The sequence below is a fragment of the Pseudomonas sp. KSR10 genome, assembly GCF_022355455.1.
Lineage (GTDB): Bacteria > Pseudomonadota > Gammaproteobacteria > Pseudomonadales > Pseudomonadaceae > Stutzerimonas > Stutzerimonas stutzeri_E.
This window is the reverse complement of record NZ_JAKOEN010000011.1, coordinates 354,011-378,242: the sequence shown is the minus strand read 5'-3', so window position 1 is coordinate 378,242 and position 24,232 is coordinate 354,011. Positions and strand designations below refer to the sequence as shown.

The following is a 24,232-nucleotide window of genomic DNA, read 5'->3' as shown; positions in this document are numbered from 1 at the left end:
GGCGACCCCATCCGCAGGAGACCCCATGCCTGAAGACCAGCGCTACCGGATCGACGTCAGCGTCAGCCCAACCTACCTCGCCGACCAGTCGCAGCCGGAACAAAACCGTTATGCCTTTGCCTACAGGGTAACGATCGAAAACAAGGGCCAGCTCATTGCCCAGCTACTGTCTCGCCACTGGATCATTACCGATGGTGACGGTCAGGTGCAGGAAGTGCGCGGTGCCGGCGTCGTCGGCGAACAGCCGGTGATCGCACCGGGTCAGCGTCACGTCTATACCAGCGGCACGCTGATGACGTCCCGCGTCGGCACCATGCAGGGCAGCTACCAGATGCTCGCCGAAGACGGACACCGCTTCGAAGCCGAGATCGCCCCCTTCCGGCTGGCCGTTCCCGGAGCCTTGCATTGACTACCTATGCTGTCGGCGACCTGCAAGGTTGCCTCGAACCCCTCAGATGCCTGCTGCAGCAGGTCGACTTCAGCCCCTCTCGCGACTGTCTTTGGCTCGCCGGGGATCTGGTCAACCGCGGTCCGCAATCGCTCGAAGCACTGCGTTTCGTACGCGATCTGGGTAGTTCGGGCGTCACGGTGCTGGGCAATCACGATCTGCATCTGCTGGCCGTTGCGCACAATGTCGAGCGGCTGAAAAGATCCGACACGCTCCAGCCGATCCTCGATGCACCCGACCGAGCCGACCTGATCGACTGGCTGCGTCAACAGAAGCTGATCCATCACGATACCGGGCGGGAAACGACCATGGTCCATGCCGGCATCCCGCCGCAATGGACGCTGGCGAAGGCCCTGAGGCGAGCCTCCGAGGTGGAACAGGCATTGCGCGATGACGCCATGCTGCCGCCCTTCCTCGACGGCATGTACGGCAACCAGCCCGCCAAATGGAACAAGGAACTGCACGGCGTGCCGCGGCTGCGCCTGATCACCAACTATTTCACCCGTATGCGCTTCTGCAAAGCCGACGGTACGCTCGACTTGCAAGCCAAGGAAGGACTCGACTCGGCCCCACCGGGCTTCGCGCCCTGGTTCAGCCATCCCACTCGCAAGACCCGTGGCTGCAAGATCATCTTCGGCCATTGGGCTGCACTGGAAGGTCACTGCGACGAGCCCAATGTGTATGCACTGGATACCGGTTGCGTGTGGGGCAACACCATGACTCTAATGAATCTAGACAGCGGAGAAATGCACCGCTGCGATTGCGAGGCGACCCATGACTGACTTCAAACGCATCTCACCGGAGCAGGCCCAGGCGCTGCGCAACAATGGCGGTGTGATCGTCGATATTCGCGACGCGCACAGCTACACCAGCGGTCATATCACCGGCTCGACACATCTCGACAATCAATCCTTGCCGGACTTCATTGCGGCCGCTGATCTCGACCACCCGCTCGTCGTCACCTGCTACCACGGCCACTCCAGCCAGAGTGCCGCCGCCTACCTGATCAACCAGGGCTTCTCCGACGTCTACAGCCTCGACGGCGGCTTCGAGCTGTGGCGCCAGACTTTTCCACAGGACGTCGAGCAAGGCGATCCACAGTAAAAAAACATCGGCCCCGAACGCCGCGCATGGCGCGGCCTTGCGCGGCCAATCCGACGAAACGCAGCGGTAAAAACGTCTCTCTTCCCTTGAATTTGCTGAATCCGAACTATCCTTCAGTTCAGGCCATCCAAACAAATGAAAGCCGTGTACCGGCTACCGGGCCTCAGGTTTTCGACCATTAGGTGTTCGGGGGGACTCCAAGGCCGACAAGTCGGCCGCACCTGAATGCCTGATGACAACACCGGCTCCGAGCATCGTCCGAGGTGAAGTCATGAGCATTTTCAGCCATTTCCAGCAACGATTCGAAGCAACTCGCCAGGAGGAATATTCGCTTCAGGAATACCTCGACCTGTGCAAGGAAGACCGGGGTACCTACGCTACGGCGGCCGAGCGCCTGCTGATGGCGATCGGCGAGCCCGAACTGATCGACACCTCGACTGACCCGCGACTGTCGCGGATCTTTTCCAACAAGGTGATCCGTCGCTATCCCGCGTTCGAGGATTTCCACGGGATGGAAGACTGCATCGATCAGATCGTGTCCTATTTCCGGCATGCCGCGCAGGGGCTGGAAGAGAAGAAGCAGATTCTCTACTTGCTCGGCCCGGTGGGCGGCGGCAAGTCCTCTCTCGCCGAAAAGCTCAAACAGCTCATGGAGCGCGTACCCTTCTATGCGATCAAGGGCTCGCCGGTGTTCGAGTCGCCCCTGGGGCTGTTCAACCCGGCTGAAGATGCACAGATCCTTGAGGAGGACTACGGCATTCCGCGTCGCTACCTCAGCTCGATCATGTCACCCTGGGCGACCAAGCGCCTGCAGGAATTCGGCGGCGACATCAGCCAGTTCCGTGTGGTCAAGCTTTATCCCTCTATTCTCAATCAGATCGCCATTGCCAAGACCGAGCCCGGTGACGAGAACAACCAGGACATTTCCGCCCTGGTGGGCAAGGTGGATATCCGCAAGCTGGAGGAATTCCCACAGAACGATGCCGACGCGTACAGCTACTCGGGCGCCCTCTGCCGTGCCAACCAGGGCATGATGGAGTTCGTCGAGATGTTCAAAGCGCCGATCAAGGTGCTGCATCCGCTGCTGACCGCGACCCAGGAAGGCAACTACAACAGCACCGAAGGCCTCGGCGCGATTCCCTACAACGGCATCCTGCTGGCCCACTCCAACGAGTCGGAGTGGCACACCTTCCGCAACAACAAAAACAACGAAGCCTTCATCGACCGCATCTACATCGTCAAGGTGCCGTACTGCCTGCGGGTCACCGACGAGATCAAGATTTACGACAAACTGCTGTTCAATAGCTCGCTATCCAAAGCCCATTGCGCGCCCGACACGCTGAAAATGTTGGCGCAGTTCTCGGTGCTGAGCCGGCTGAAGGAGCCGGAAAACTCCAACATCTACTCGAAGATGCGGGTCTACGATGGCGAAAACCTCAAGGACACCGACCCCAAGGCCAAGTCGATCCAGGAATCCCGTGACACCGCCGGTGTCGACGAGGGCATGAACGGGCTCTCGACCCGTTTCGCCTTCAAGATCCTGTCCAAGGTATTCAACTTCGATCCGCACGAGATCGCCGCCAACCCGGTGCACCTGCTCTATGTGCTGGAACAGCAGATCGAGCAGGAACAGTTCCCTGCCGAGGTGCGCGAGCGCTACCTGCGCTTCATCAAGGAATACCTGGCGCCGCGCTACGTGGACTTCATCGGCAAGGAAATCCAGACCGCCTATCTGGAGTCTTACAGCGAGTACGGCCAGAACATTTTCGACCGTTACGTGCTGTATGCCGATTTCTGGATTCAGGACCAAGAGTACCGCGACCCCGAAACCGGCGAAATTCTCAACCGGGCTGCACTCAACGAAGAATTGGAGAAGATCGAGAAACCAGCTGGCATCAGCAATCCGAAGGATTTCCGCAACGAGATCGTCAATTTCGTACTGCGTGCTCGCGCCAACAACAACGGCAAGAATCCATCCTGGCTCAGCTACGAGAAACTGCGGGTAGTGATCGAGAAGAAGATGTTCTCCAACACCGAGGACTTGCTACCGGTCATCAGCTTCAACGCCAAAGCCAGCAAGGAGGATCAGAAGAAGCACAACGATTTCGTCGTGCGCATGGTCGAACGCGGCTATACCGAAAAACAGGTACGCCTGCTATCGGAATGGTATCTGCGGGTACGTAAATCGCAGTAAGAGCAGCCGGAGCTGGATGGCTGAACGCCGGAAGCACAAGCAAAGCGTGCGCTTGCGGCGTTGTTGGCGCTTCCAGCCTCTGGCTTCCCGCTTGAAGCTGCCCCGGAGGGGCCTATGAGTTACGTGATCGACCGCCGTCTGAACGGCAAGAACAAAAGCACAGTGAATCGCCAACGATTCCTGCAGCGATACCGAGGACACATCAAGAAGGCCGTGGAGGAGGCCGTGGGTCGTCGCTCCATCACCGACATGGAGCACGGCGAGCAGATCAGCATTCCTGGTCGTGACATCGATGAGCCGATACTCCACCACGGTCGCGGCGGGAAGCAGACCATCGTGCATCCCGGCAACAAGGAATTCGTCGCCGGTGAACGCATCCCCCGACCGCAGGGTGGCGGCGCAGGCCAGGGCGCAGGCAAGGCCAGCAACAGTGGCGAAGGCATGGATGACTTCGTGTTTCAGATTACCCAGGAGGAATTTCTCGACTTCATGTTCGAGGACCTGGAGCTGCCCAATCTGGTCAAACGCCACCTGACCGGCACCGACACCTTCAAGACGGTCCGCGCCGGCATCAGCAACGAAGGCAATCCGTCGCGTATCAATATCGTGCGCACGCTGCGCTCGGCCCATGCGCGCCGCATCGCGCTGTCGGGCAGCAGTCGCGCCAAACTGCGTGAGGTGAAGGCCGAACTGGCACGCCTGAAGCTCGAAGAGCCTGCCAATTTCACCGACATCCAGGCCGCCGAGGAAGAAATAGAGCGGCTCAGCGCACGCATTCACCGTGTTCCGTTTCTCGACACCTTCGACCTCAAGTACAACCTGCTGGTCAAGCACCCCAACCCCAGTTCCAAGGCGGTGATGTTCTGTCTGATGGACGTGTCCGGCTCCATGACCCAGGCCACCAAGGACATCGCCAAGCGCTTCTTCATCCTTCTTTATCTGTTCCTCAAGCGGAACTACGACAAGATCGACGTGGTGTTCATCCGCCACCACACCAGCGCCAAAGAGGTCGACGAGGAGGAATTCTTCTACTCGCGGGAAACCGGCGGCACCATCGTCTCCAGCGCATTGAAAATGATGCAGGAGATCATGGCCGAGCGTTATCCGGCTAACGAGTGGAACATCTACGCCGCGCAGGCTTCGGACGGCGATAACTGGAACGACGATTCGCCGATCTGCAGAGACATCCTGGTCAACCAGATCATGCCGTTCGTCCAGTATTTCACCTATGTCGAAATCACCCCTCGCGAACATCAGGCGCTGTGGTACGAATATAACCAGGTGGCCGAAGCCTTCGGTGACTCGTTCGCCCAGCAGCAACTGGTGACCGCGGGAGACATCTATCCGGTGTTTCGCGAGCTTTTCCAGCGGCGCATGGCTAGCTGAGGTACGCAGCATGAAACGACAGCCCATTTCCACCGGCTCGGAATGGACCTTCGAGCTGATCCGCGCCTACGACCGCGAGATCGGTCGCATCGCTGAGCGCTATGCGCTGGACACCTACCCAAACCAGATCGAAGTCATCACGGCCGAACAGATGATGGATGCCTACGCGTCGGTAGGCATGCCGCTCGGCTATCACCACTGGTCCTACGGCAAACATTTTCTCAGCACTGAAAAATCCTATACCCGAGGCCAAATGGGCTTGGCGTACGAGATCGTGATCAACTCCGATCCGTGTATCGCCTATCTGATGGAAGAGAACACCATCACCATGCAGGCGCTGGTGATTGCCCATGCCAGCTACGGCCACAACAGCTTTTTCAAGGGCAACTACCTGTTCCGCACCTGGACCGACGCCAGCTCGATCATCGATTACCTGGTGTTTGCCAAGCAGTACATCATGCAGTGCGAGGAACGCCACGGCATCGATGCAGTGGAGGATCTGCTCGACTCCTGTCATGCGCTGATGAACTATGGTGTCGATCGCTACAAGCGCCCCTACCCGATTTCTGCCGAGGAAGAACGACGGCGGCAGAAGGATCGCGAAGAGCACCTGCAAAAGCAGATCAACGACCTTTGGCGAACGATTCCAAAATTTGGTGAAAAAGGCGACGAGCGCAAACGCGACCAGCGCTTCCCGGCCGAACCGCAGGAGAACATCCTCTACTTCATCGAGAAACACGCACCGTTGCTGGAGCCCTGGCAGCGAGAGGTGGTGCGAATCGTGCGCAAGATCGCCCAGTATTTCTATCCACAGCGCCAGACCCAGGTGATGAACGAAGGCTGGGCGACCTTCTGGCATTACACCTTGCTCAACGATCTGTACGACGAAGGACTGGTAACCGACGGCTTCATGATGGAGTTTCTCCAGTCGCATACCAGCGTGATTTATCAACCCGGTTTCGACAGCCCCTACTACAGCGGCATCAATCCCTACACCCTGGGGTTCGCCATGTATCAGGATATTCGCCGGATCTGCGAAAAACCCACGGAAGAAGACAAGCGCTGGTTCCCGGATATCGCCGGTAGCGACTGGCTGACCACCGTGAAATTCGCAATGAACAACTTCAAGGATGAGAGCTTCATCCTGCAATTCCTGTCACCGAAGGTCATTCGCGACCTCAAACTGTTCAGCATCCTCGATGATGATCACAAGGACGAGCTGCTGGTCCCTGCCATCCATGACGAGAATGGCTATCACGCCATCCGCGAATTACTGGCGGCGCAGTACAACCTGGGCAATCGCGAACCCAACGTTCAGGTCTGGAGCGTTGATCGTCGCGGCGATCGGTCGCTGACCCTGCGTCATCAGCAACACGACCGCAAACCCCTGGGCAGCTCGACCGATGAGGTGCTCAAGCACCTGCACCGGCTCTGGGGCTTCGATGTGCATCTGCAATCGATGCAAGACGACAAGCTGGTCACGACTCATCACATGCCGCCGAGGGTCGTCGACCCGGAGGCCGAAGGCAAATTCCCCGGCATGAATCTGGCGCTACCACCGATCTGATCGACTCGGCGCAGTGCCCCTCAGGAGCCTCGCGGCTTGCTGCCGCGAGGCTTTCGTTTATCCTCCGCCGGAACGGAGGACTACATGCAGATCTACAAAGTCGGCGGAGCGGTACGTGATCGGTTGCTGGGACGGCCCGTCACCGAGGTGGATTGGGTGGTGGTCGGATCCAGCGCCGAGGAAATGCAGGCCAAGGGCTTTCGCCCGGTGGGCGCGGACTTCCCGGTGTTTCTGCACCCTGCTACCGGCGAGGAATACGCGCTTGCCCGCACGGAGCGCAAGAGCGGACGCGGCTACGGCGGTTTTACCTTCTACGCCAGCGCTGACGTCACGCTCGAGGAAGACCTCGCCCGCCGCGACCTGACCATCAATGCCATGGCCGAGGATGAGCGGGGTCATCTGATCGATCCCTACGACGGCCAGGCCGACCTGGCCGCGCGCCAGCTCAGACACGTGTCCCCCGCCTTTGCCGAAGATCCCTTGCGGGTGCTGCGCGTGGCGCGCTTCGCCGCCCGCTATGCCGAACTCGGTTTCAGCGTCGCCGCTGAAACCCAAGCGCTGATGCGACAGCTCGCCGAATCGGGGGAGCTCCAGGCGCTGACACCGGAGCGTAGCTGGAAGGAAATCTCGCGCGCGCTAATGGAGCCCCGCCCCGATGTGTTCGTGCAGGTGCTGCGCGATTGCGGCGCCTTGAAGGAGCTTTTCCCGGAGATCGATGGATTATTCAGCGTGTCGCAACCGCGCTCAGGTAACGCTGAAGCCTCCCTCGGTGATCACGTGCTCGAGGTGCTGCGGCAGAACGCAATGCACGCACAACCGCTGACGGTGCGTTGGGCCTGCCTGCTGCAGCATCTGGGCGGGACGGCAATGGATGACCGGGATCCGCCGGCCGACAAGGCGGGCCTGCCGCTGATCGCAGCGCTCAGCGCTCGATACAAGGTTCCACGCGATTGCCAGGATCTGGCCATGCTGGTCGGGGAGTTTTGCCCGTGCGCGCACCGGGCACCGGAGCTGTCCGCCCAGGCGCTGTTCGAAATGCTTCAGCACTTCGACATCTACCGTCGCCCGGAGCGCTTCGAGCAGTTCATTGCCGCCTGCGAGATGGATGCGCGTGGCCGCGCCGCCCCCGAACCTACTGACTACCTTCAGGCCGACTACTTGCGCGGTGCGGCCGAGGCGGCTCGCGGCGTACAGGCGAAACCACTGATCGAGCAGGGTTATCAGGCAGCGGAACTGGGCGAGGCGCTCAAACGCGCACGTCTGCTGGCCGTGCAGGCCTATCAGCGGAGGCAGCAGAGCAACGCTGGCGAAGCACCGAGCGACCCGTACAGCGGCTAGCTGATCACAGCCGCCTTCAGGTGTCTGCGCGAGGCGCTGACGCTATCAGCGCCATAGGCGTCAGCTGCGTGCCTTTCCACTGGAACGGCACCGGCCAGAGCTGCTGCTCGATGGTCGAGTCGCGCCACAGCTCGGCGAAGCTCCGCCCCGCACGCGGATGCATCACATCTGGCGCCAGTAGCGCCAGTGGCCAGAGCACGAAGGCATTTTTCAGCGTCTCTGGACGCGGCAGTTCCAAGCCATTGAAATTGCCCGTCAGGTCGCCGTACATCAATACATCGATGTCCAGCGGTAGACCTTTTCGGTCAGGCGCGTAGCGGCCGTTGTCCGCCTCGATGAACTTGAGCCGACGATCCAACTCCATCAACGGCAGTTCGGTGGTTCCGGACACGACCAGATTGTAGAAATTGTCGCCCTTGTAGCCCACTGCGAGGCTTTCGAAGACGGCAGAGCAACGCATGTCGCCAAGCAGTTGCGCCAGCGCATCGAGACCGGCAGTCAGATTCTGCTCGCGCTTGTTATTGCTGCCCAGCCCTAGCAGTACACGAGTCAGCGACATCCGCGTTCGATCTCCACGCCCAGCGCCGAAGCGCGTGTATTGACGCCCGGTTTGGTGACCCGCAGCCGCAGCCAGGGGATGCCGAACTGGCTCATCAGGTCAGCAGCCAGCCGCTCGGCAAAGGTCTCCACCAGCTCGAAGCGCGAAGCCTGCGCGAACCGATCGATGGCGGCAGTCACTTCTGCATAGTCCAGGGCCTTATCCAGTTCGTCATTTTCCGCGGCGGGACGAATGTCCCAGCCGAGGGTCAGATCCAGACGCAGGCACTGTCGAATGCCACGCTCCCAATCATAGGCGCCGATCAGCGTATCCACTTCCAGCCCCTCGATGAAAACTGTATCCACGCAACTCTCTCCCACGACACGACAACTTCGGTGCGCGCCGTTAGACTCAGGAGCTCCCTGCCCCGGATGGATGCCATGTTCTGGCAACTGACACTACTCGCCTATCTGACCGGTTCGCTGTCGTTCGCCATTCTACTAAGTCGCCTGACCGGTGCACCCGATCCGCGAGCCAGTGGCTCCGGTAATCCCGGCGCCACCAATATGCTGCGACTCGCCGGCAGACGCCTGGCAATCGGCACCTTATTCGGCGACCTGCTCAAGGGGCTTCTGCCAGTGTTGCTCGCCCAAGCGCTAGGCCTACCTATCGAACAACAAGCCTGGATTGCCCTCGCGGCGGTGCTGGGCCATCTGTATCCGCTGTATTTTCGCTTTCGTGGCGGCAAGGGCGTTGCCACTGCCGCTGGCGCCTTGCTCGGATTGAACCCGCCGACCGCATTGCTGGCTCTGACCATCTGGCTGGTGGTATTCAAGATAACCCGAACCAGCTCACTGGCCGCACTTGCCGCACTACCGCTCTGCCTGCCGCTGCTGGCCTGGCAACAGCCTGACGCGTTCTTGCCCATGGCGCTACTAGCCGCCCTGATCGCCTGGCGTCATCGGAGCAATCTGCGCGACCTGTTCGCCGGCACAGAGCGGCATTTCTAAGCGACAAGCCGTTCATACCGCCGCGAGTGTCTCCATCGGCCAGCGCGCCTGAACGGAAATCTCCGGCCCGTCCTGCTGCCCTGCCAGCAAGCGCTGACAACCGGCATACGCGATCATCGCACCATTGTCGGTACAGAAGCGGGGCCGCGCATAAAACACCTGGCCCTTCAGCTCACCGAGCATTCCTTCCAGGCTCTGACGTAGCGCCAGATTGGCGCTCACGCCACCGGCGATCACCAAATTCTTCAGGCCCGTCTGCTGTAGAGCGCGTCGGCATTTGATGGTCAGCGTTTCGACCACCGCCTGCTGGAAGGCCAGCGCGATATCGCAACGCGTCTGCTCACCATCGTCGCCAGCGTTACGGCATTGCTGCCAGGTCGTAAGGGTCGAGGTCTTTAGGCCGCTGAAACTGAAATCCAGCCCGGGCCGATCAGTCATGGGGCGGGGAAAGACGAAGCGGCCTGGCGTACCGCGCTCGGCGAGTAGCGCGATTTCGGGACCTCCGGGATAACGCAGCCCCATCAGCTTCGCCGTCTTGTCGAACGCCTCACCGGCCGCATCGTCCACCGACTCGCCCAGCAGCTCGTAGCGACCAATCCCGTCGACTCGAACCAGTTGCGTGTGCCCGCCGGACACCAGCAGCGCGACGAACGGAAACGCTGGCGGCTGCTCTTCGAGCATTGGCGCCAAGAGGTGCCCTTCCATATGATGCACGCCGACCGCCGGCACACCCCAGGCAAACGCCATCGCCTGCGCGCAGGAGGCCCCGACCAGCAACGCACCGACCAGGCCAGGACCAGCGGTGTAGGCCACCGCATCGATCTGACTCGCCTCGCGGTCGGCTTCGGCTAGCACCTGGCGGATCAGCGGCAGCATCCGCTTGACGTGATCGCGCGAGGCCAGCTCCGGCACCACCCCACCATAGACGCGGTGAAGGTCGATCTGACTGAACAGAGCGTCGGCCAACAGGCCGCGCTCACTGTCGTACAGCGCGACACCGGTCTCGTCGCATGAAGTTTCCAGCCCCAGCACCAGCATGGGTACAACCTTCCAGAGAAGCGAATGAAGCCGTGCATATTAATCGTCGCAAGCGGCGACCGACCAGCGCTTTTCGCTAAGGGGGCTTTGCATTCCATGCGGCAAGGCGTTAACATCCGCAACCCTTAAAACCAGCGTGCTCGCGATATTTGCCGAAGCGCGTTGTAACCGGTAAACAAGTGAAGGTACGTCCTGGATGCCCAACGTTAAAGTTAAAGAGAACGAACCATTCGACGTAGCTCTGCGTCGCTTCAAGCGTTCTTGCGAAAAAGCCGGTGTTCTGGCTGAAGTCCGCAGCCGTGAGTTCTACGAAAAGCCCACTGCCGAGCGCAAGCGTAAAGCTGCTGCCGCAGTCAAGCGTCACGCCAAGAAAGTGCAGCGCGAACAGCGCCGCAGCGTTCGCCTGTACTGATCCAGTACAACTGAAGCTGCATCAAGCCCGGCATATGTCGGGCTTTGCATTGAAATAGACTCCGCTTCGCCAGCTGGCGAATGGCCGGAGTTTTTTTCATTCCGGCCCGAACACCGCGAGCGTATTCTCATACCCCTATGGCCGGCTTGATCCCGCAATCATTCATTGATGACCTGCTCAACCGCTCCGACATTGTCGAGGTGGTGAGTTCGCGCATCCAATTGAAAAAAGCGGGCAAGAACTACACCGCTTGCTGCCCGTTCCACAAGGAAAAGACCCCATCCTTCAGCGTCAGCCCCGACAAGCAGTTCTATTACTGCTTCGGCTGCGGCGCTGGCGGCAATGCGCTCGGCTTCATCATGGATCACGACAGCCTGGAGTTCCCCCAGGCCGTCGAGGAATTGGCCAAGCGCGCCGGCATGGAGGTTCCTCGCGAGGAAAGCGGACCGGGGCGCAAGCCGCGTCAGCCCGTAGACTCGCCGCTCTACCCGCTGCTTGAGGCCGCCGCCGAATATTACCGCCAGGCCCTCAAGGGACACCCGGCCCGCAAGGCTGCCGTGGAATATCTCAAGGGGCGCGGATTGTCCGGGGTTATCGCCAGGGATTTCGGCCTCGGCTTCGCACCGCCCGGCTGGGACAACCTGATGAAACACCTGGGCGGCGATACCCTCCAGCAGAAGGCGATGATCGACGCCGGCCTGCTGATCGAAAACGCCGAAACCGGCAGGAGCTACGACCGCTTCCGCGACCGAGTGATGTTTCCGATCCGCGATAGCCGTGGCCGCGTCATTGCCTTTGGCGGTCGTGTACTGGGCGACGATAAGCCAAAGTATCTGAACTCCCCGGAAACACCAGTGTTCCACAAAGGCCAGGAGCTGTATGGCCTCTACGAAGCCCGCAAGGCCAACCGCGACCTGGACGAGATCATGGTTGTCGAAGGCTACATGGATGTGATCGCATTGGCCCAACAGGGTCTGCGCAACGCCGTTGCCACACTCGGCACCGCCACCAGCGACGAGCATCTCAAGCGCCTATTTCGTATCGTGCCGAGCGTGCTGTTCTGCTTCGACGGAGATGCTGCCGGGCGCAAGGCCGCCTGGCGCGCTCTGGAGTCGACGCTGCCAAACCTGCAAGATGGCCGTCGCGCACGCTTTTTGTTTTTGCCCGAAGGCGAAGATCCAGACACCCTGGTGCGCAGCGAAGGCACCGATGCCTTCATGGCACGGATACAGCAACAGGCCCAACCCCTGGCCGACTACTTCTTTCAGCAGCTCAGCGAAGAAGCCGATCCGCGCTCGCTGGAAGGCAAGGCCCACCTGGCCACGCTTGCGGCGCCGCTCATCGAGAAGATTCCCGGCGCCAACCTGCGCGCACTGATGCGCCAGCGCCTCGGCGAAATAACGGGCTTGCACAGCGAAGCTCTGCAACAGATGAGCACGACATCACCAAGCGCCGCTCCAGAATACGATGACAGCATCTATTACGACACGGGCTCCGGGAATGACGAAGGCGATTACTACGCACCGCCGGAAGCTACCCAACCGAAGCGCAGCGACAAGAAAGAATGGAAGAAAGACTGGAAAAAACCCGGCCAGCGTCCAGACTTAAAGTCACGCAAACCGAGAACGCCCGCCACGGTAGAACCGCCGGCGCTGACCACTTTGCGGACACTACTGCACCATCCAGAGCTTGCCCAGAAAGTCGAAGATGCTAGCCATTTCGCAGCAGAAGATGACACTTATGCGCAACTCCTTGTCGCGCTCCTTGGAACACTGCAAAAGAATCCCAAGCTGCGCAGCCTGCAGTTGATCGCACGCTGGCACGGAACCGACCAAGGGCGCCTTTTACGCGCACTTGCCGAGAAAGAATGGCTGATCTCGGCCGATAACCTTGAACAACAGTTTTTCGACACCATAACAACCCTGGCCGCCAGGCAACGCGAGCGCAGCCTCGAATCGTTGCTCCGCAAAGCTCGTCAGGGAGAACTCAGCGCGGAGGAGAAAGAACAGCTGCGCAACTTGTTAAATCGCAACTCAACACCCGCTATATCGACCTCAACTGGCGCGTGAGGTCCTTGCTCGGCTATAATGGTCAGCTTGTTTTCAACCCGCCAGAACCGTCAGTGGATAGGGTTATATGTCCGGAAAAGCGCAACAGCAGTCCCGTCTCAAAGAATTGATCCAGCGTGGCCGTGAGCAGGGGTACCTGACTTACGCCGAGGTCAATGACCACCTACCGGAGGATATTTCCGATCCGGAACAGGTGGAAGACATCATTCGCATGATCAACGACATGGGTATCAATGTATTCGAGGTCGCCCCGGATGCCGATGCCCTGTTGCTGGCCGAAGCCGATACCGATGAAGCCGCAGCCGAAGAAGCCGCAGCAGCGCTTGCCGCTGTCGAAACCGACATCGGCCGCACCACAGATCCCGTGCGCATGTACATGCGCGAAATGGGCACCGTCGAACTGCTGACCCGCGAAGGCGAAATCGAAATCGCCAAACGCATCGAGGAAGGCATTCGCGAAGTGATGAGCGCAATCGCCCACTTTCCGGGCACCGTAGACAGCATTCTCGCCGACTACGAGCGCGTCACCACCGAAGGCGGCCGTCTGTCCGACATCCTCAGTGGCTATATCGACCCTGACGACGACGGCGCCGCCGGCCCGCAACAGGAAGTCGAACCCGCCACTCCGCAGACAGCGGCAAAGCCGGCTGCAGATGACAAGGACGACGACGAAGAGGACGACTCCGACAGCGAGGAAGAGGAAGGCGATGGCGGTCCGGATCCGGAAGTCGCTCGCGTTCGCTTCGGCGCGGTTGCTGAGCAACTTGAAGCCGCCAAGAAAGCGCTGAAGAAGCACGGCCGCGGCAGTCAGCAAGCGACCGACGCGCTGCAGGAGCTGGCCACGCTGTTCATGCCGATCAAGCTCATCCCCAAGCAATACGATGCGCTGGTCGAACGCGTACGCAGCGCCCTGGGCCAGGTTCGCGCCCAGGAACGCGCCATCATGCAGATCTGCGTGCGTGACGCGCGCATGCCTCGCGCCGATTTCCTGCGTCAGTTTCCGAACAACGAGACCGACCTGGGTTGGGCCGATCAGTTGGCTAGCGGCAAAAGCAAGTACGCCGAAGCCATCGCCGCACGCAAGGAAGATATCCAGCGCTGCCAGGAAAAGCTGCTCGCACTTGAAGAAGAGTGCGCTCTGCTGATCACGGACATCAAGGACATCAACCGCCGCATGTCCATCGGCGAGGCCAAGGCTCGCCGGGCGAAGAAAGAGATGGTCGAGGCCAACCTGCGCCTGGTGATCTCCATCGCCAAGAAATACACCAACCGCGGCCTGCAATTCCTCGACCTGATCCAGGAAGGCAACATCGGCCTGATGAAAGCGGTGGACAAGTTCGAATACCGCCGCGGCTACAAGTTCTCGACCTACGCCACTTGGTGGATTCGCCAGGCGATCACTCGCTCCATTGCCGACCAGGCGCGGACCATCCGCATCCCGGTGCACATGATCGAGACGATCAACAAGCTCAACCGCATCTCCCGTCAGATGCTACAGGAGATGGGCCGCGAGCCTACACCTGAAGAGCTTGGCGAGCGCATGGAAATGCCCGAGGACAAGATCCGTAAGGTACTGAAGATCGCCAAAGAGCCGATCTCCATGGAAACCCCGATCGGTGACGACGAAGACTCGCATCTGGGCGACTTCATCGAAGACTCCGCCATGCAATCGCCGATCGACGTGGCGACTGTGGAGAGTCTCAAGGAAGCCACTCGCGAAGTGCTCTCCGGCCTCACTGCCCGTGAAGCCAAGGTACTGCGCATGCGCTTCGGCATCGACATGAACACCGACCACACCCTCGAGGAAGTCGGCAAACAGTTCGATGTAACCCGCGAGCGGATCCGTCAGATAGAAGCCAAGGCGCTACGCAAGCTGCGCCACCCGACGAGAAGCGAGCACTTGCGCTCCTTCCTCGACGAGTAAAACCAAAACCCCCGGCCCGTGCCGGGGGTTTTGCATTCAAGGCCAGACAAAACAACGACGTACGCTCAGCTTCGCTTGGCGCATCAGCAGCAGCACCGGTATAATCCGCCGGCCTCTGAGGGCCTATAGCTCAGTTGGTTAGAGCAGAGGACTCATAATCCTTTGGTCCACGGTTCGAGTCCGTGTGGGCCCACCAAAAAAAATCAAAGAGTTAGGCCAGCTTTTCGTAGCTGGCCTTTTCTTTTTCTGGTCCGAAAATATTTTTACGGGTACCGCTTTCTTAGCCAGGCGTAGGGACGTCGGCGAGCAAGGCATCCCCCGCTGCGACGTCTAAGACGCCTGTGGGCTCCCGGGCTTGCCACCCACGAAAAGTACGCCCACCACCGAGCGGGCGTGGAGTGCCAAGCGTCACTACATCCCTGCTGAGCGTCTGCAAGCGCAACGCGAACACCTGGGCTGGCAGTTGCTGACCAACTACGTGCTGCGCAATGCTGACTGCCACTCGAAGAACATCGCGCTGTTTTACACCTCGCGTGCTGATGCTGCCCTGACCCAGTCTATGGCCTTAAGCTTACCCACGCTTCGCCAGCAGCCGCTGGCTTGTCCAGCTGCGGGGGATCTGGCCGATTAGCTGCGCATTATGGTTTCAGTCTCCGTTGCCAGTAATTCAGAGCGACCGGTCACCTCTCGGCTGTGCTCCGGCTTGCACGGTCCTGACTAACCTGTTTCTTCGATAGCGGTATCCACGCCGTGAACATGCGGAGCGGCTTTGGGGTTGCGCAATGTCTCCATGCCTTTTGATCCAGACATGCACCATATGTTTGGCTACATCACGCCAGGCGGGCTCGTTTTCGCGGCTTCGATAACTTCATTGCCGACCTCTACCGCGGACTCGCAGGGTTGCTCAACCATGGCAGCCTACTTGCTCGGGGGAATGCTCAGCACGGCTTTGAGAAAGGTTTCCAATGATCGACCCGGTGTACAGGTTTGTCTTCCGCCTATGAGGGAGAAATGGCATCGTGGCCTGGCGCGACTATTACCCGCTCTGCCAGATGCTTAAAGCAGACAGTGATCATTGCCACAATTTAGCGAAGGCGACAAAAGCTGGGCGGACGACACGCGTATACGCTTAGTCAGCTCGTCAATGACATATACGGCGGGGACGTATTCAGCAAAACCCCATAACGAGGAAAGCGCCCCATATGCTACGGAAAGCACTTTGCGTCATCGGCTTAATGCTGCAGCTGGCGGGATGTGAAACAGTCGTGTCCGGTGGAGTGGTCGGTAGCTGCGCAATGCGGCCCGAACCGACCCTGCTGCCGGAGGCCTTGCCAACCGCCAAAGTCGGAGTCCCGTACAGCGTACAGCTCAGCGTGACCAATACTTCTTCACCTGTCCACGGCATCTATGTAAGTGACGCCCACCCCTTACCCGATGGACTGAGTATCCATCACCAAAACCGCGAACCGACGGGGCACATCAACGGTACTCCGATCAAGGCTGGCGCCTATGAAGTGCATATATCCGCCGGCACCTATGGCACCCAGTGCGCCAGCCTCAGGGCACGTCGCGTCTACACGCTTGAAGTTGCGGAATAACCGCCCCAGTGCGCCAACCAGAACGTGGCGCACGTCTACAAAATAAAGCGAAGAAATAATAAAACCCATGAATAACCTTCGACGCGCCTCTCTCATAGGCCTGGCCGTTCTGCCACTGGTTACCCTGGGACTTTATTCTGCTGCTACCCGAATTGATCCCAACCCCCAGCATGCCGTGGGCGAGCCGCTCAATGAGCTAAACGGCGTAGCCATTACTACAACGGTGGGGTCAACACGGTGCAAGGCCGTAACCTGACGCAGGACGGCTACAACCTGGGCCTTCGCTATCAGTGCGTTGAGTTCGTCAAACGCTACTACTTCGAGCGCCACGGCCACCATATGCCGGACAGCTACGGGCATGCCAAAGACTTCTTCGATCCACAGGTCGGTGACGGCGCCCTGAATGCCAGGCGCGGCCTGTTGCAATTCACCAACGGCAGTACCGCGCTGCCGCAAGCGGACGACCTGCTGGTGTTCGCCCCCTCGCTGCTCAACGCTATGGGCACGTTGCGATCATTGCCAGCGTCGGCAGCGACATGCTGCAAATAGCCCAACAGAACCCAGGCCCCTTCGCCAGCGCAAGGGAAAACCTACCTCTCGGCCACCGTGAAGGCCGCTGGTATATCGAGAATGACCGGGTGCAGGGTTGGCTCCGGCTGCCTGCAGCGAATGAGCAAATCCCAACGCTCGATCAACCCGTCGGGTTGATGCACTAGCCACGCCGTGCCGGATTCGCAGACGTGAGTTCCGGGCTTGTGGATTAGACAGTGAGCCGAATAGCCGGCATTATCGACTCATCAAATGAGCCGAATAAGCTCGCTAATCGGCTCACAGACGAGCAGCCCTCATGAATGACCCGCTCTGGATTTGGCAGCAACCCAACTGGCCGCAATTCAGCTGGCAAGCCGAACCGCTAGCCCCGCTGCTGCGCGCGTGCGCCCAGGCTCAGGGCCGCCTACTCGGGATGCTCGGCGCTGTGGGTAGTGACACCGAGGTGCAGAGCAGCCTGGATGCCATGCTGCAGAACATCGTCACCTCATCCGCCATTGAGGGTGAGCAGCTGAATGTCGGCTCGGTGCGCTCATCACTGGCACGGCGCCTGGGGCTGAACGAAGAAGGCCGCACCACCTCTCGATCCGAAGGCCTGGCGGAACTAATGCTCGATGCCACCCGCGCCTATCAGCCGCCGCTCGATCTACAGCGGTTGTTCACATGGCATGGCTGGTTGTTCCCCAGCGATGACCACCTGCTGACCCGCCCGCTACGCATCGGCATGCTGCGCGGCGAAGAACCCATGCAGGTAGTTTCCGGCAGACTCGACCGCCCTACTGTGCATTTCGAGGCTCCACCCCGCGCCGGGCTGGAGGAGCAACTAGACGATTTCCTTGCCTGGTTCGAGAGCAGCCGCAGCGATGCCAGCCTCGACCCGTTCCTAAGGGCCGGCATTGCGCACTTTTGGTTCGTTACGCTGCACCCCTTCGATGACGGTAACGGCCGCCTTACGCGCGCCATCACCGACCTGGCACTGGCTCAGGGCGAGCAGCAGGCCATCTGTTTTTACGCCATGTCGGCGAGCATCCTCGACGACCGCGCCGGCTATTACCGCATCCTGGAAGCGAGCCAGAAAGGCACGCTGGATATCACCGCCTGGCTGCAGTGGTTCCTCGCAACGCTGTTCAAGAGCCTGGAGCAGGCCCTTGCTCGTATCGACCGCGTGCTGATCAAGACGCGCTTCTGGCAGGCTCACCGTAGCCAAGCCTTGTCTGCCGAGCAGATCAAAGTGCTTAACCGCCTACTCGATGGCGGCGAGAGAGGTTTCGAGAACGGCATCAGCGCCGCCCAATACCAGGCCGTGGCCAAGGTCTCGAAGGCCACCGCCACGCGTCATCTGAGCGATCTTGTCGAGAAGGGCTGCCTTTCACGACTACCAGGCGGCGGGCGCAGCACGCGGTACCAAATACAGCACTCGGCAAACGCTCACGGCTAACCCCGAAGCGACAAAGCAGAGCAGCACATCGGGCTCGTCGTAATGCTGTAGTGCCATCACGCCAGGTTTCGGTACTATCCGGTTAATTCTGGATTACTAGGACAGGAAATGGACTTCACTCCGATCATCGCGCAGGTCTGGGGCACACTCGGTTGGGTTATCCCGCTGATGCTGCTGATCGGTCTGCTCAAATCGCCTTGGGCCAAGGGGCAGATCGGTGAACTGCTGGTGCGCCTGTTCGCCCATTGGCAGCTGGACAAGCAAACCTACCGCCGCCTGCACAACGTCACCCTGAACACGCCGGACGGCACCACGCAGATCGACCACGTATTCCTCTCGCCTTACGGCATCTTCGTGCTGGAAACGAAGAACATGAGCGGCTGGATCTTCGGCAGCGAGAAACAGGCGCAGTGGACGCAGAAGCTCTACAAACGCACCTTCAAATTCCAGAACCCGCTGCGGCAGAACTACAAGCACCTCAAAGCCCTGGAAGCCACACTTGGCGTCGGTCCCGAGCACCTGCGCTCGGTTGTCACTTTTGTCGGCGGCAGCATCTTCAAGACCGAAGTGCCGGCAAACGTCACCCAGGGCATAGGCTTTATCCGCTATATCCATTCATTCCAGCAGCCGGTATTCAGCGAGGCCGAGGTCGACGCCATGCTGCACGCTCTGCAAACCGGCCGCCGCACGCCTACCCTCGCCACCCACCGCGAGCATGTGCAAAACCTTAAGCGCCGTAGCGATCCGACAGCCGAGCGACAATGTCCGAAATGCGGCAGCGCGCTGCTGATTCGTACCGTTAGATCTGGGGCGAAAGCGGGGCAGCGACTCTGGGGCTGCTCAACCTTCCCCAAGTGCAAAACCATGCAAAGTCTTTAGCAGCAGCCTCAACATCAATCCTGCGCCTGGAATCATAATGCCCGTACCTACCTAAGACGTCACTGAGCCAACCCTGCGTTACCTACTCCGAAGCGGTAAGCCTCTGATACTTGGCACCTTGCGGCAGTATGTAGGCTGGCTTACCACAGTTTAGGTTGCCGCATAGATTGCGGGCGAGAGGAAAAGCTCATAATTTATAAAAGGGAACAGAATGACGACTCTCAGCGAGGGCGAAAAAGCCCTAGGCGAACTTATAACTTCTTTAGCAAATAACAGCAACATGAATGAAGCCCAAATCAGGTTTCATATTATCGATAAAGTCCTATTTGATTGCCTAAATTGGGAACGACAAAACGTGTGAAGTAGAAAGTCGGAGGATGGTACATTTAGTGATTATGAGCTAGGCACACCAAGAATAGCTATTCTCGAAGCCAAACGAGAAGGGAGGACTTTTTAAATTCCTGCAGAGCTTCCGAAGAACTTGGTCACGGACCTGAAGTCCTTAATCCGTTGCAGTAGCGAAGCATCAGAAGCTATAAAACAAGCGCAGCAGTATTGCAGTCAGCGGGGCGCTCCTCTTGCGATAGTTACCAATGGCCACCAATACATTATATTTTTGGCCTCACGGCAAGATGGAATCTCAGTCTTTGATGGGAAGGCGATGCGGAGTTGGTCATCAAGGCGCTGGATATGGCCTACGAGCAACGAGGCAAACCGCAGCAGGTGCTGTTTCATTCCGATCAGGGCAGCCAGTACGCCAGCCGCCTGTTTCGGCAGCGGTTGTGGCGATATCGGATGGAACAGAGCATGAGCCGTCGAGGTAACTGCTGGGACAATTCACCGATGGAACGGTTGTTCCGCAGCTTGAAGTCGGAGTGGGTTCCGCCGACCGGTTATCCAACAGCCCAGGAGGCACAACGGGACATCAGCCACTACCTGATGCATCGCTACAACTGGATCAGGCCACATCAATTCAACGACGGGCTGCCGCCCGCCGTTGCCGAAGAAAAACTTAACCCACTGTCCGGGATGGGTTGACCACTACATAATGCTGCTTGTACGAACGTAACGAATCAAATCCCCTACACGACTATTCAACCTAATGAGGCGGTGGTAGGTTGGGGCCCGACAACCGTAGGCAATGCAGGTTGCTATGCAATGGTTGACGCTACAGTAACACCCGACGGCAATGTTTATGCGCCGAGTCTATTTATTCAGAAAATGGTAGGAGGCAGTTGGCAGACAGTGAGTTCATCGACTTGGAGTACAGTTTCCACGAGTGGTTCGGAAACAGCCGGCCAGTTCCGTCTACTTATCCAAAATGTCCGATACCCTGGCCCGATTTCCGTCAGGGGCACTGTTAAGCGTAACGTTCCATAGTGGCGTTCTGAGGGGCCATGCTATGTGTGGCTCCCTCTTCATGCCTTCTCGTTGACGCCGATACTGGTTGCGTCTGAATTACTGAAATATGCAAAGCTGAATAGCGCACCCACTGCTTTGTTTGTCTTTGCCACCTCAGCTTTGGCATTGTAAATGCCTTCGGCTGTGCTCGCACCAGAGGCCCAGCCTTGCTGCCCCTCGAGAGTATTTGCAAACAATTCTAAAGCGTTAAACTTTGTATCGGTTATCTGCGTACCGTCTGCATTAAACTTTGCATCACCTAGTGATAAGTGCGAAGCCGTCTGAAGGTCTATTAATTCATTTTCATACAACTCCAAACTAAGCACGGCTAATTCTTTTTGAGTTATGGACGTAAAATCATATTCTTTCACAATCTCTTTGATCTTAGCCAAGCTCTTTGCGTCGCTGGTTCCCAGAGCTGTCGATGCTTCTTTATCATTCTTAACTTGAAGAGCTGAAAGGTCTGTTTTAGCTAGACTTGTCTGATTAATCCTAGAATTATCTGAGAGGTTTTGCAGCATAGAATTACTAGTATCAATGCCAATTTTCATTTCTGCGCCCCGCTAAAAAATCACTTATTGGATTTATCGACTGCCCTTGGCAAATCTTTAATTTCTTTATGCGCCGGCAGAAAAGGTGTAGTAGCTACGCCTGCCGCGTATTTCTGTCCGTCTTATCCGTCTTAGAAATGCGGTGCCTAGAGTGCTGGAAACGGCACTGCGACATAACCAGGTCCTATCCCAAAAACTTCTACCCCCTGCGGAACCGCCCGACCGGGCTTCACGTTAAGCCGTTGTGGGGCTTCGTTCATCTCTTCACGAAATTCAACGGTTGTGTTTCCTTCGTCGTCGCGGTGAAGCGCTTCGGCTGGAAGTGCCAGCCCACTTTCCGAGCGATAGGTGACGATGACCAACCGTGCACTCATACCCAAACGTATACGCTGTCGTTGCTCCGGCGTGAGCGGATCTACGGCGACGATTACCTCATAGGTAGTGCTGCCTCCGTACGTGCTAGAAATTCCCTGTATCCCGATACTGGAGATGTGACCGTGCAGAGTAATGCCGGCGAAGCCATCGCCGGTAATCTCCACCGACATACCCTCGTCCAATTGATGCAGATCGGCTTCTTCGATGCGGGCGACTGCCTTAATTCGTTCTAGGCTGGCCAGTTCGAACAGAGGGGTGCCCTGGGTTACCCATATACCAGGTTGTATTGGGGGCGTGTCGCCGCCGTCTTCTGAATTTTTTGTCGGCAAGACAATGCCAGCGAAAGGTGCAGAAAGTTCGCGCTGCGCATGCAGTGCCAGCAGTGCTTGGTGACGCGCTTGCGCATTGGCTAATTCCATGTCTGCGATCTGACGGCTTTCGCCTTGGCCTCTGTTTTGCGCCGCCTGCAGTTCAGCCTGTGCAGCAATGAAGTCGAGCCGTTGAGTCTTGGCCTGTTGCTCCAAGGAGTCGACTTCCATACGTGCGACTATGCCGCGCTCGAAGAGGCGGCGGGTGTCGCCGAGTTTGGCTTCGGTGTCTTCTAGATTCAAACGTGCGTTAGTTAGGGTGCGGCGCGCGCGAGATACCTCTTCGCTTTGCTCCCAGTTCTGCATATCCTGCACGGTGCGCCGTGCTTTCAACTGCACGGCCAGGGCCTCGCGTATTTGAATGTCTAGCTGTGTTGTATCGAGTGTAAGCAGGCGTTGGCCGCGCTCGGCCCGCTGGCCCTCGGTGACTGCGAGAACATGCACGAGGCCGTCGAAGGGAGCAGCCAGGATTGAGTGTTTCGCCGCTTCAATCTTTCCAACTAAACCTAACTGGTTTTCCAGTAGTTGCGGCTGCACATGCAGCCACCGGATATTTGGCTGCGTGGACCTGGGTTGAGCCTGGAAGGCAAGCAGGGCGGCGATAGCGATGACCAGAATAGCTCCGCCGGCGAGCCAGCCACGCCAGTGCGGGACTGCGAGGCGCTTAATCGTTGAGGTCAATGTCCCAGCTCTCTAGAGTTGTGCCCAATGTCTGATCCAGGCTGGCTTGGGCGTCGAGGTAGGCGATGAGTGCGTTGAGTCGAGCGCTTTCGGCATTGCGTAGATCCGACTCGAAGCTCAATACCTGGAAGTTGCTTGAGCGCCCAGACTGTAGCTTTTCGCGCTCGATATCCAACTTGCGGTGCGACAGATCAAGTGCGCGCTGGGATATTTCGTACTGACGCCAGCGGCGTGCCAATGTTACGCACGGCATCGCCAACTTCGCGCTCGAGCGATTGGCGAGCCTCGTCCAGGCGAATGCCCTGATTCTCGACTTCGACACGGGCTCGCACTTCGGCCTGGCGGCGGCTGAGGTCGCCGATGGGGATGTCGAGCTGGATACCCGCGTAGCCTTCCCACGTACGGTTGGTTTCGCGCCCAGAGGTGGTTGGATATTGGTCGCGGACTTGGCTGGCCCCTCCCACTAGCGAGAGATCCCACAACCTTTCGTTACGGGCGACGGTAAGACCGATTGCGGCCTGTTTTGTAGCGATCAGTTGGCTTAAATAGGCCGGCTGCTGCTCCTGCGCAGCGACGAGGGCTTGAGTCAGGCTGACCTCGATGCGATTGGCTTCCAAGGTTTCGACTGCCTGTATTTGCGTGTTCAGATCCAGAGCGAGCAAGCGCAACAGCTCAAAGCGACTGGCATCAAGCTGGTTGACGGCCTCTTCTACCGCTAGTTCCTGGGTGGCAGCGTCAGCTTCGGTCTGCACAATCTCGAATTCGGCCATACGACCGGCGGCGATCATGGCTCGATTCGCTTCTAGCAACTGGCGTGAGCGCTCCAGAGCAGCGTGTGCGATGCGCACCTGCTCCTGGGAGCGCAGCAATTCGCGATAAGCGGTGATGACTTGGGTAATGGTGTCCGAGACCGTGGCTTTTAGAGCCAGACGGTTGGCCTGTTCAATGAGCCGGGCCAGACGTACAGGCGCTGTGGCCACGTCACGTCCTGCACCGCGTAGCAAGGGCTGAATGACGGTGAATGTCGCGCCATCGTTGCTAGTGCGACCCGCGCGATCCGCCTGGGTGAGTTGATTTGTCCAAGCCAGACTGAACCTGGTTCCGTATTTGCCGAGCATGGTGGTTTGGGGAATGAGTTCGGTGTGGCGATAGCGGTCTCCTTCGTTGCGAGCGGCGAGGTAGCGGCTGCTGAGCACGATTTTTGGTGCAAAACGATCTTCCTCCACTCGCAGATCGAACTTCTCTGCGATTCGGTTGAGGTATGCGCTACGGATAGCGCGGTTGTCGCGCAGCCCCAAGAACACGGCTTCGCTTAGGGTCAGGTCAATGATCTGTTCCCTTAGCGAGGTAGCATCACCGGGCAT

21 protein-coding genes, 1 tRNA gene and 2 pseudogenes are annotated in these 24,232 nt (G+C 58.7%); 18 read left to right on the top strand and 6 right to left on the bottom strand.

All coding sequences use genetic code 11. The annotated features are described in order from the left end of the window. Positions 1 to 25 precede the first annotated feature (25 nt). From apaG to MCB86_RS05580, 7 genes are all read left to right on the top strand, one after another. Positions 26 to 409 carry a Co2+/Mg2+ efflux protein ApaG gene (gene apaG / locus MCB86_RS05610; RefSeq protein WP_045160538.1) on the top strand — a complete coding sequence of 128 codons (384 nt, stop codon included), beginning with the start codon at positions 26 to 28 and terminating at the stop codon, positions 407 to 409. Further along, the gene (locus MCB86_RS05605; RefSeq protein WP_045160537.1) at positions 406 to 1,230 is read left to right on the top strand and encodes a symmetrical bis(5'-nucleosyl)-tetraphosphatase; all 825 of its coding nucleotides are present in this window, start codon (positions 406 to 408) and stop codon (positions 1,228 to 1,230) included. Before apaG ends, MCB86_RS05605 begins: the two co-directional genes overlap by 4 nt. Next, positions 1,223 to 1,552, top strand: a complete 330-nt coding sequence (glpE, locus tag MCB86_RS05600) for a thiosulfate sulfurtransferase GlpE (protein ID WP_045160536.1) — start codon at positions 1,223 to 1,225, stop codon at positions 1,550 to 1,552. Before MCB86_RS05605 ends, glpE begins: the two co-directional genes overlap by 8 nt. A gap of 271 nt (positions 1,553 to 1,823) precedes the next feature. Continuing rightward, the gene (locus tag MCB86_RS05595; RefSeq protein ID WP_239610250.1) at positions 1,824 to 3,746 is read left to right on the top strand and encodes a PrkA family serine protein kinase; all 1,923 of its coding nucleotides are present in this window, start codon (positions 1,824 to 1,826) and stop codon (positions 3,744 to 3,746) included. Positions 3,747 to 3,860: 114 nt separating this feature from the next. Then, positions 3,861 to 5,132: a YeaH/YhbH family protein gene (locus MCB86_RS05590; protein ID WP_045160534.1), complete on the top strand. Its 1,272-nt coding sequence runs from the start codon at positions 3,861 to 3,863 to the stop codon at positions 5,130 to 5,132. A gap of 10 nt (positions 5,133 to 5,142) precedes the next feature. Beyond that, positions 5,143 to 6,699 carry a SpoVR family protein gene (locus MCB86_RS05585; RefSeq protein WP_045160533.1) on the top strand — a complete coding sequence of 519 codons (1,557 nt, stop codon included), beginning with the start codon at positions 5,143 to 5,145 and terminating at the stop codon, positions 6,697 to 6,699. Positions 6,700 to 6,783: 84 nt separating this feature from the next. Next, entirely contained in the window at positions 6,784 to 8,037 is a 1,254-nt protein-coding gene (locus MCB86_RS05580) for a multifunctional CCA addition/repair protein (RefSeq protein ID WP_045160532.1), read from the top strand. A gap of 16 nt (positions 8,038 to 8,053) precedes the next feature. On the opposite strand, the gene folK is transcribed toward MCB86_RS05580, so the two are convergent. Together folK and folB are read right to left on the bottom strand one after the other, a co-directional pair. Further along, positions 8,054 to 8,596, bottom strand: coding sequence for a 2-amino-4-hydroxy-6-hydroxymethyldihydropteridine diphosphokinase (folK, locus tag MCB86_RS05575; RefSeq protein WP_239610249.1), 543 nt, complete (start codon positions 8,594 to 8,596; stop codon positions 8,054 to 8,056). Next, positions 8,587 to 8,940 (bottom strand): dihydroneopterin aldolase, encoded by a 354-nt coding sequence (gene folB, locus MCB86_RS05570; protein WP_045160530.1) that lies wholly within the window; start codon positions 8,938 to 8,940, stop codon positions 8,587 to 8,589. The genes folK and folB overlap by 10 nt, the downstream gene beginning before the upstream one ends. 75 nt (positions 8,941 to 9,015) lie before the next feature. Here folB and plsY point away from each other — a divergent pair, with 75 nt between their 5' ends. Then, positions 9,016 to 9,585, top strand: a complete 570-nt coding sequence (gene plsY / locus MCB86_RS05565; RefSeq protein ID WP_045160578.1) for a glycerol-3-phosphate 1-O-acyltransferase PlsY — start codon at positions 9,016 to 9,018, stop codon at positions 9,583 to 9,585. 12 nt (positions 9,586 to 9,597) lie between these two features. Here the strand turns inward: plsY and tsaD are convergent, their stop codons facing one another. Beyond that, on the bottom strand, positions 9,598 to 10,623 hold the full coding sequence (gene tsaD, locus MCB86_RS05560) for a tRNA (adenosine(37)-N6)-threonylcarbamoyltransferase complex transferase subunit TsaD (RefSeq protein WP_045160529.1): 1,026 nt from the start codon (positions 10,621 to 10,623) through the stop codon (positions 9,598 to 9,600). A 196-nt stretch (positions 10,624 to 10,819) separates the two neighbouring features. Between tsaD and rpsU the strand changes: the two genes are divergently transcribed. From rpsU to MCB86_RS05510, 10 genes and pseudogenes are all read left to right on the top strand, one after another. Continuing rightward, positions 10,820 to 11,035, top strand: a complete 216-nt coding sequence (rpsU, locus tag MCB86_RS05555) for a 30S ribosomal protein S21 (protein ID WP_003283508.1) — start codon at positions 10,820 to 10,822, stop codon at positions 11,033 to 11,035. A 137-nt stretch (positions 11,036 to 11,172) separates the two neighbouring features. Continuing rightward, the gene (gene dnaG, locus MCB86_RS05550; protein WP_239610248.1) at positions 11,173 to 13,104 is read left to right on the top strand and encodes a DNA primase; all 1,932 of its coding nucleotides are present in this window, start codon (positions 11,173 to 11,175) and stop codon (positions 13,102 to 13,104) included. A 67-nt stretch (positions 13,105 to 13,171) separates the two neighbouring features. Continuing rightward, positions 13,172 to 15,028 (top strand): RNA polymerase sigma factor RpoD, encoded by a 1,857-nt coding sequence (rpoD, locus tag MCB86_RS05545; protein ID WP_239610247.1) that lies wholly within the window; start codon positions 13,172 to 13,174, stop codon positions 15,026 to 15,028. Positions 15,029 to 15,147: 119 nt separating this feature from the next. Next, positions 15,148 to 15,224: transfer RNA gene (locus MCB86_RS05540), tRNA-Ile, on the top strand. Positions 15,225 to 15,383: 159 nt separating this feature from the next. Continuing rightward, positions 15,384 to 15,659, top strand: a complete 276-nt coding sequence (locus tag MCB86_RS05535; RefSeq protein ID WP_239610246.1) for a HipA domain-containing protein — start codon at positions 15,384 to 15,386, stop codon at positions 15,657 to 15,659. A gap of 571 nt (positions 15,660 to 16,230) precedes the next feature. Beyond that, complete coding sequence (locus MCB86_RS05530; RefSeq protein WP_239610245.1) at positions 16,231 to 16,626, top strand: putative Ig domain-containing protein; 396 nt, start codon at positions 16,231 to 16,233, stop codon at positions 16,624 to 16,626. Positions 16,627 to 16,863: 237 nt separating this feature from the next. Next, on the top strand, positions 16,864 to 17,175 hold the full coding sequence (locus MCB86_RS05525; RefSeq protein ID WP_239610244.1) for a hypothetical protein: 312 nt from the start codon (positions 16,864 to 16,866) through the stop codon (positions 17,173 to 17,175). Positions 17,176 to 17,473: 298 nt separating this feature from the next. Next, complete coding sequence (locus MCB86_RS05520; protein ID WP_239610243.1) at positions 17,474 to 18,613, top strand: Fic family protein; 1,140 nt, start codon at positions 17,474 to 17,476, stop codon at positions 18,611 to 18,613. A gap of 108 nt (positions 18,614 to 18,721) precedes the next feature. Beyond that, positions 18,722 to 19,492, top strand: a complete 771-nt coding sequence (locus MCB86_RS05515) for a nuclease-related domain-containing protein (protein WP_239610242.1) — start codon at positions 18,722 to 18,724, stop codon at positions 19,490 to 19,492. A 660-nt stretch (positions 19,493 to 20,152) separates the two neighbouring features. Beyond that, positions 20,153 to 20,530: pseudogene (locus tag MCB86_RS05510) on the top strand (DDE-type integrase/transposase/recombinase); the annotation flags it as partial. Between the two features lie 380 nt (positions 20,531 to 20,910). Here the strand turns inward: MCB86_RS05510 and MCB86_RS05505 are convergent. The 3 genes and pseudogenes from MCB86_RS05505 to MCB86_RS05495 all read right to left on the bottom strand — a co-directional run bounded on the left by MCB86_RS05505 (position 20,911) and on the right by MCB86_RS05495 (position 24,232). After that, the gene (locus tag MCB86_RS05505; protein WP_239610241.1) at positions 20,911 to 21,444 is read right to left on the bottom strand and encodes a hypothetical protein; all 534 of its coding nucleotides are present in this window, start codon (positions 21,442 to 21,444) and stop codon (positions 20,911 to 20,913) included. A gap of 146 nt (positions 21,445 to 21,590) precedes the next feature. Next, positions 21,591 to 22,868 carry an HlyD family efflux transporter periplasmic adaptor subunit gene (locus MCB86_RS05500; RefSeq protein WP_239610240.1) on the bottom strand — a complete coding sequence of 426 codons (1,278 nt, stop codon included), beginning with the start codon at positions 22,866 to 22,868 and terminating at the stop codon, positions 21,591 to 21,593. After that, a pseudogene (locus MCB86_RS05495) lies at positions 22,852 to 24,232 on the bottom strand (TolC family protein). The gene MCB86_RS05500 and the pseudogene MCB86_RS05495 overlap by 17 nt, the downstream one beginning before the upstream one ends.

Coding starts and splice junctions, on each gene's coding strand:
- MCB86_RS05515 (WP_239610242.1), top strand. CDS start 18,722: ATGGACTTCACTCCGATCATCGCGCAGGTCTGGGGCACACTCGGTTGG.
- dnaG (WP_239610248.1), top strand. CDS start 11,173: ATGGCCGGCTTGATCCCGCAATCATTCATTGATGACCTGCTCAACCGC.
- tsaD (WP_045160529.1), bottom strand. CDS start 10,623: ATGCTGGTGCTGGGGCTGGAAACTTCATGCGACGAGACCGGTGTCGCG.
- MCB86_RS05590 (WP_045160534.1), top strand. CDS start 3,861: ATGAGTTACGTGATCGACCGCCGTCTGAACGGCAAGAACAAAAGCACA.
- MCB86_RS05520 (WP_239610243.1), top strand. CDS start 17,474: ATGAATGACCCGCTCTGGATTTGGCAGCAACCCAACTGGCCGCAATTC.
- MCB86_RS05505 (WP_239610241.1), bottom strand. CDS start 21,444: ATGAAAATTGGCATTGATACTAGTAATTCTATGCTGCAAAACCTCTCA.
- rpoD (WP_239610247.1), top strand. CDS start 13,172: ATGTCCGGAAAAGCGCAACAGCAGTCCCGTCTCAAAGAATTGATCCAG.
- MCB86_RS05580 (WP_045160532.1), top strand. CDS start 6,784: ATGCAGATCTACAAAGTCGGCGGAGCGGTACGTGATCGGTTGCTGGGA.
- MCB86_RS05595 (WP_239610250.1), top strand. CDS start 1,824: ATGAGCATTTTCAGCCATTTCCAGCAACGATTCGAAGCAACTCGCCAG.
- MCB86_RS05585 (WP_045160533.1), top strand. CDS start 5,143: ATGAAACGACAGCCCATTTCCACCGGCTCGGAATGGACCTTCGAGCTG.
- glpE (WP_045160536.1), top strand. CDS start 1,223: ATGACTGACTTCAAACGCATCTCACCGGAGCAGGCCCAGGCGCTGCGC.
- plsY (WP_045160578.1), top strand. CDS start 9,016: ATGTTCTGGCAACTGACACTACTCGCCTATCTGACCGGTTCGCTGTCG.
- folK (WP_239610249.1), bottom strand. CDS start 8,596: ATGTCGCTGACTCGTGTACTGCTAGGGCTGGGCAGCAATAACAAGCGC.
- apaG (WP_045160538.1), top strand. CDS start 26: ATGCCTGAAGACCAGCGCTACCGGATCGACGTCAGCGTCAGCCCAACC.
- rpsU (WP_003283508.1), top strand. CDS start 10,820: ATGCCCAACGTTAAAGTTAAAGAGAACGAACCATTCGACGTAGCTCTG.
- MCB86_RS05530 (WP_239610245.1), top strand. CDS start 16,231: ATGCTACGGAAAGCACTTTGCGTCATCGGCTTAATGCTGCAGCTGGCG.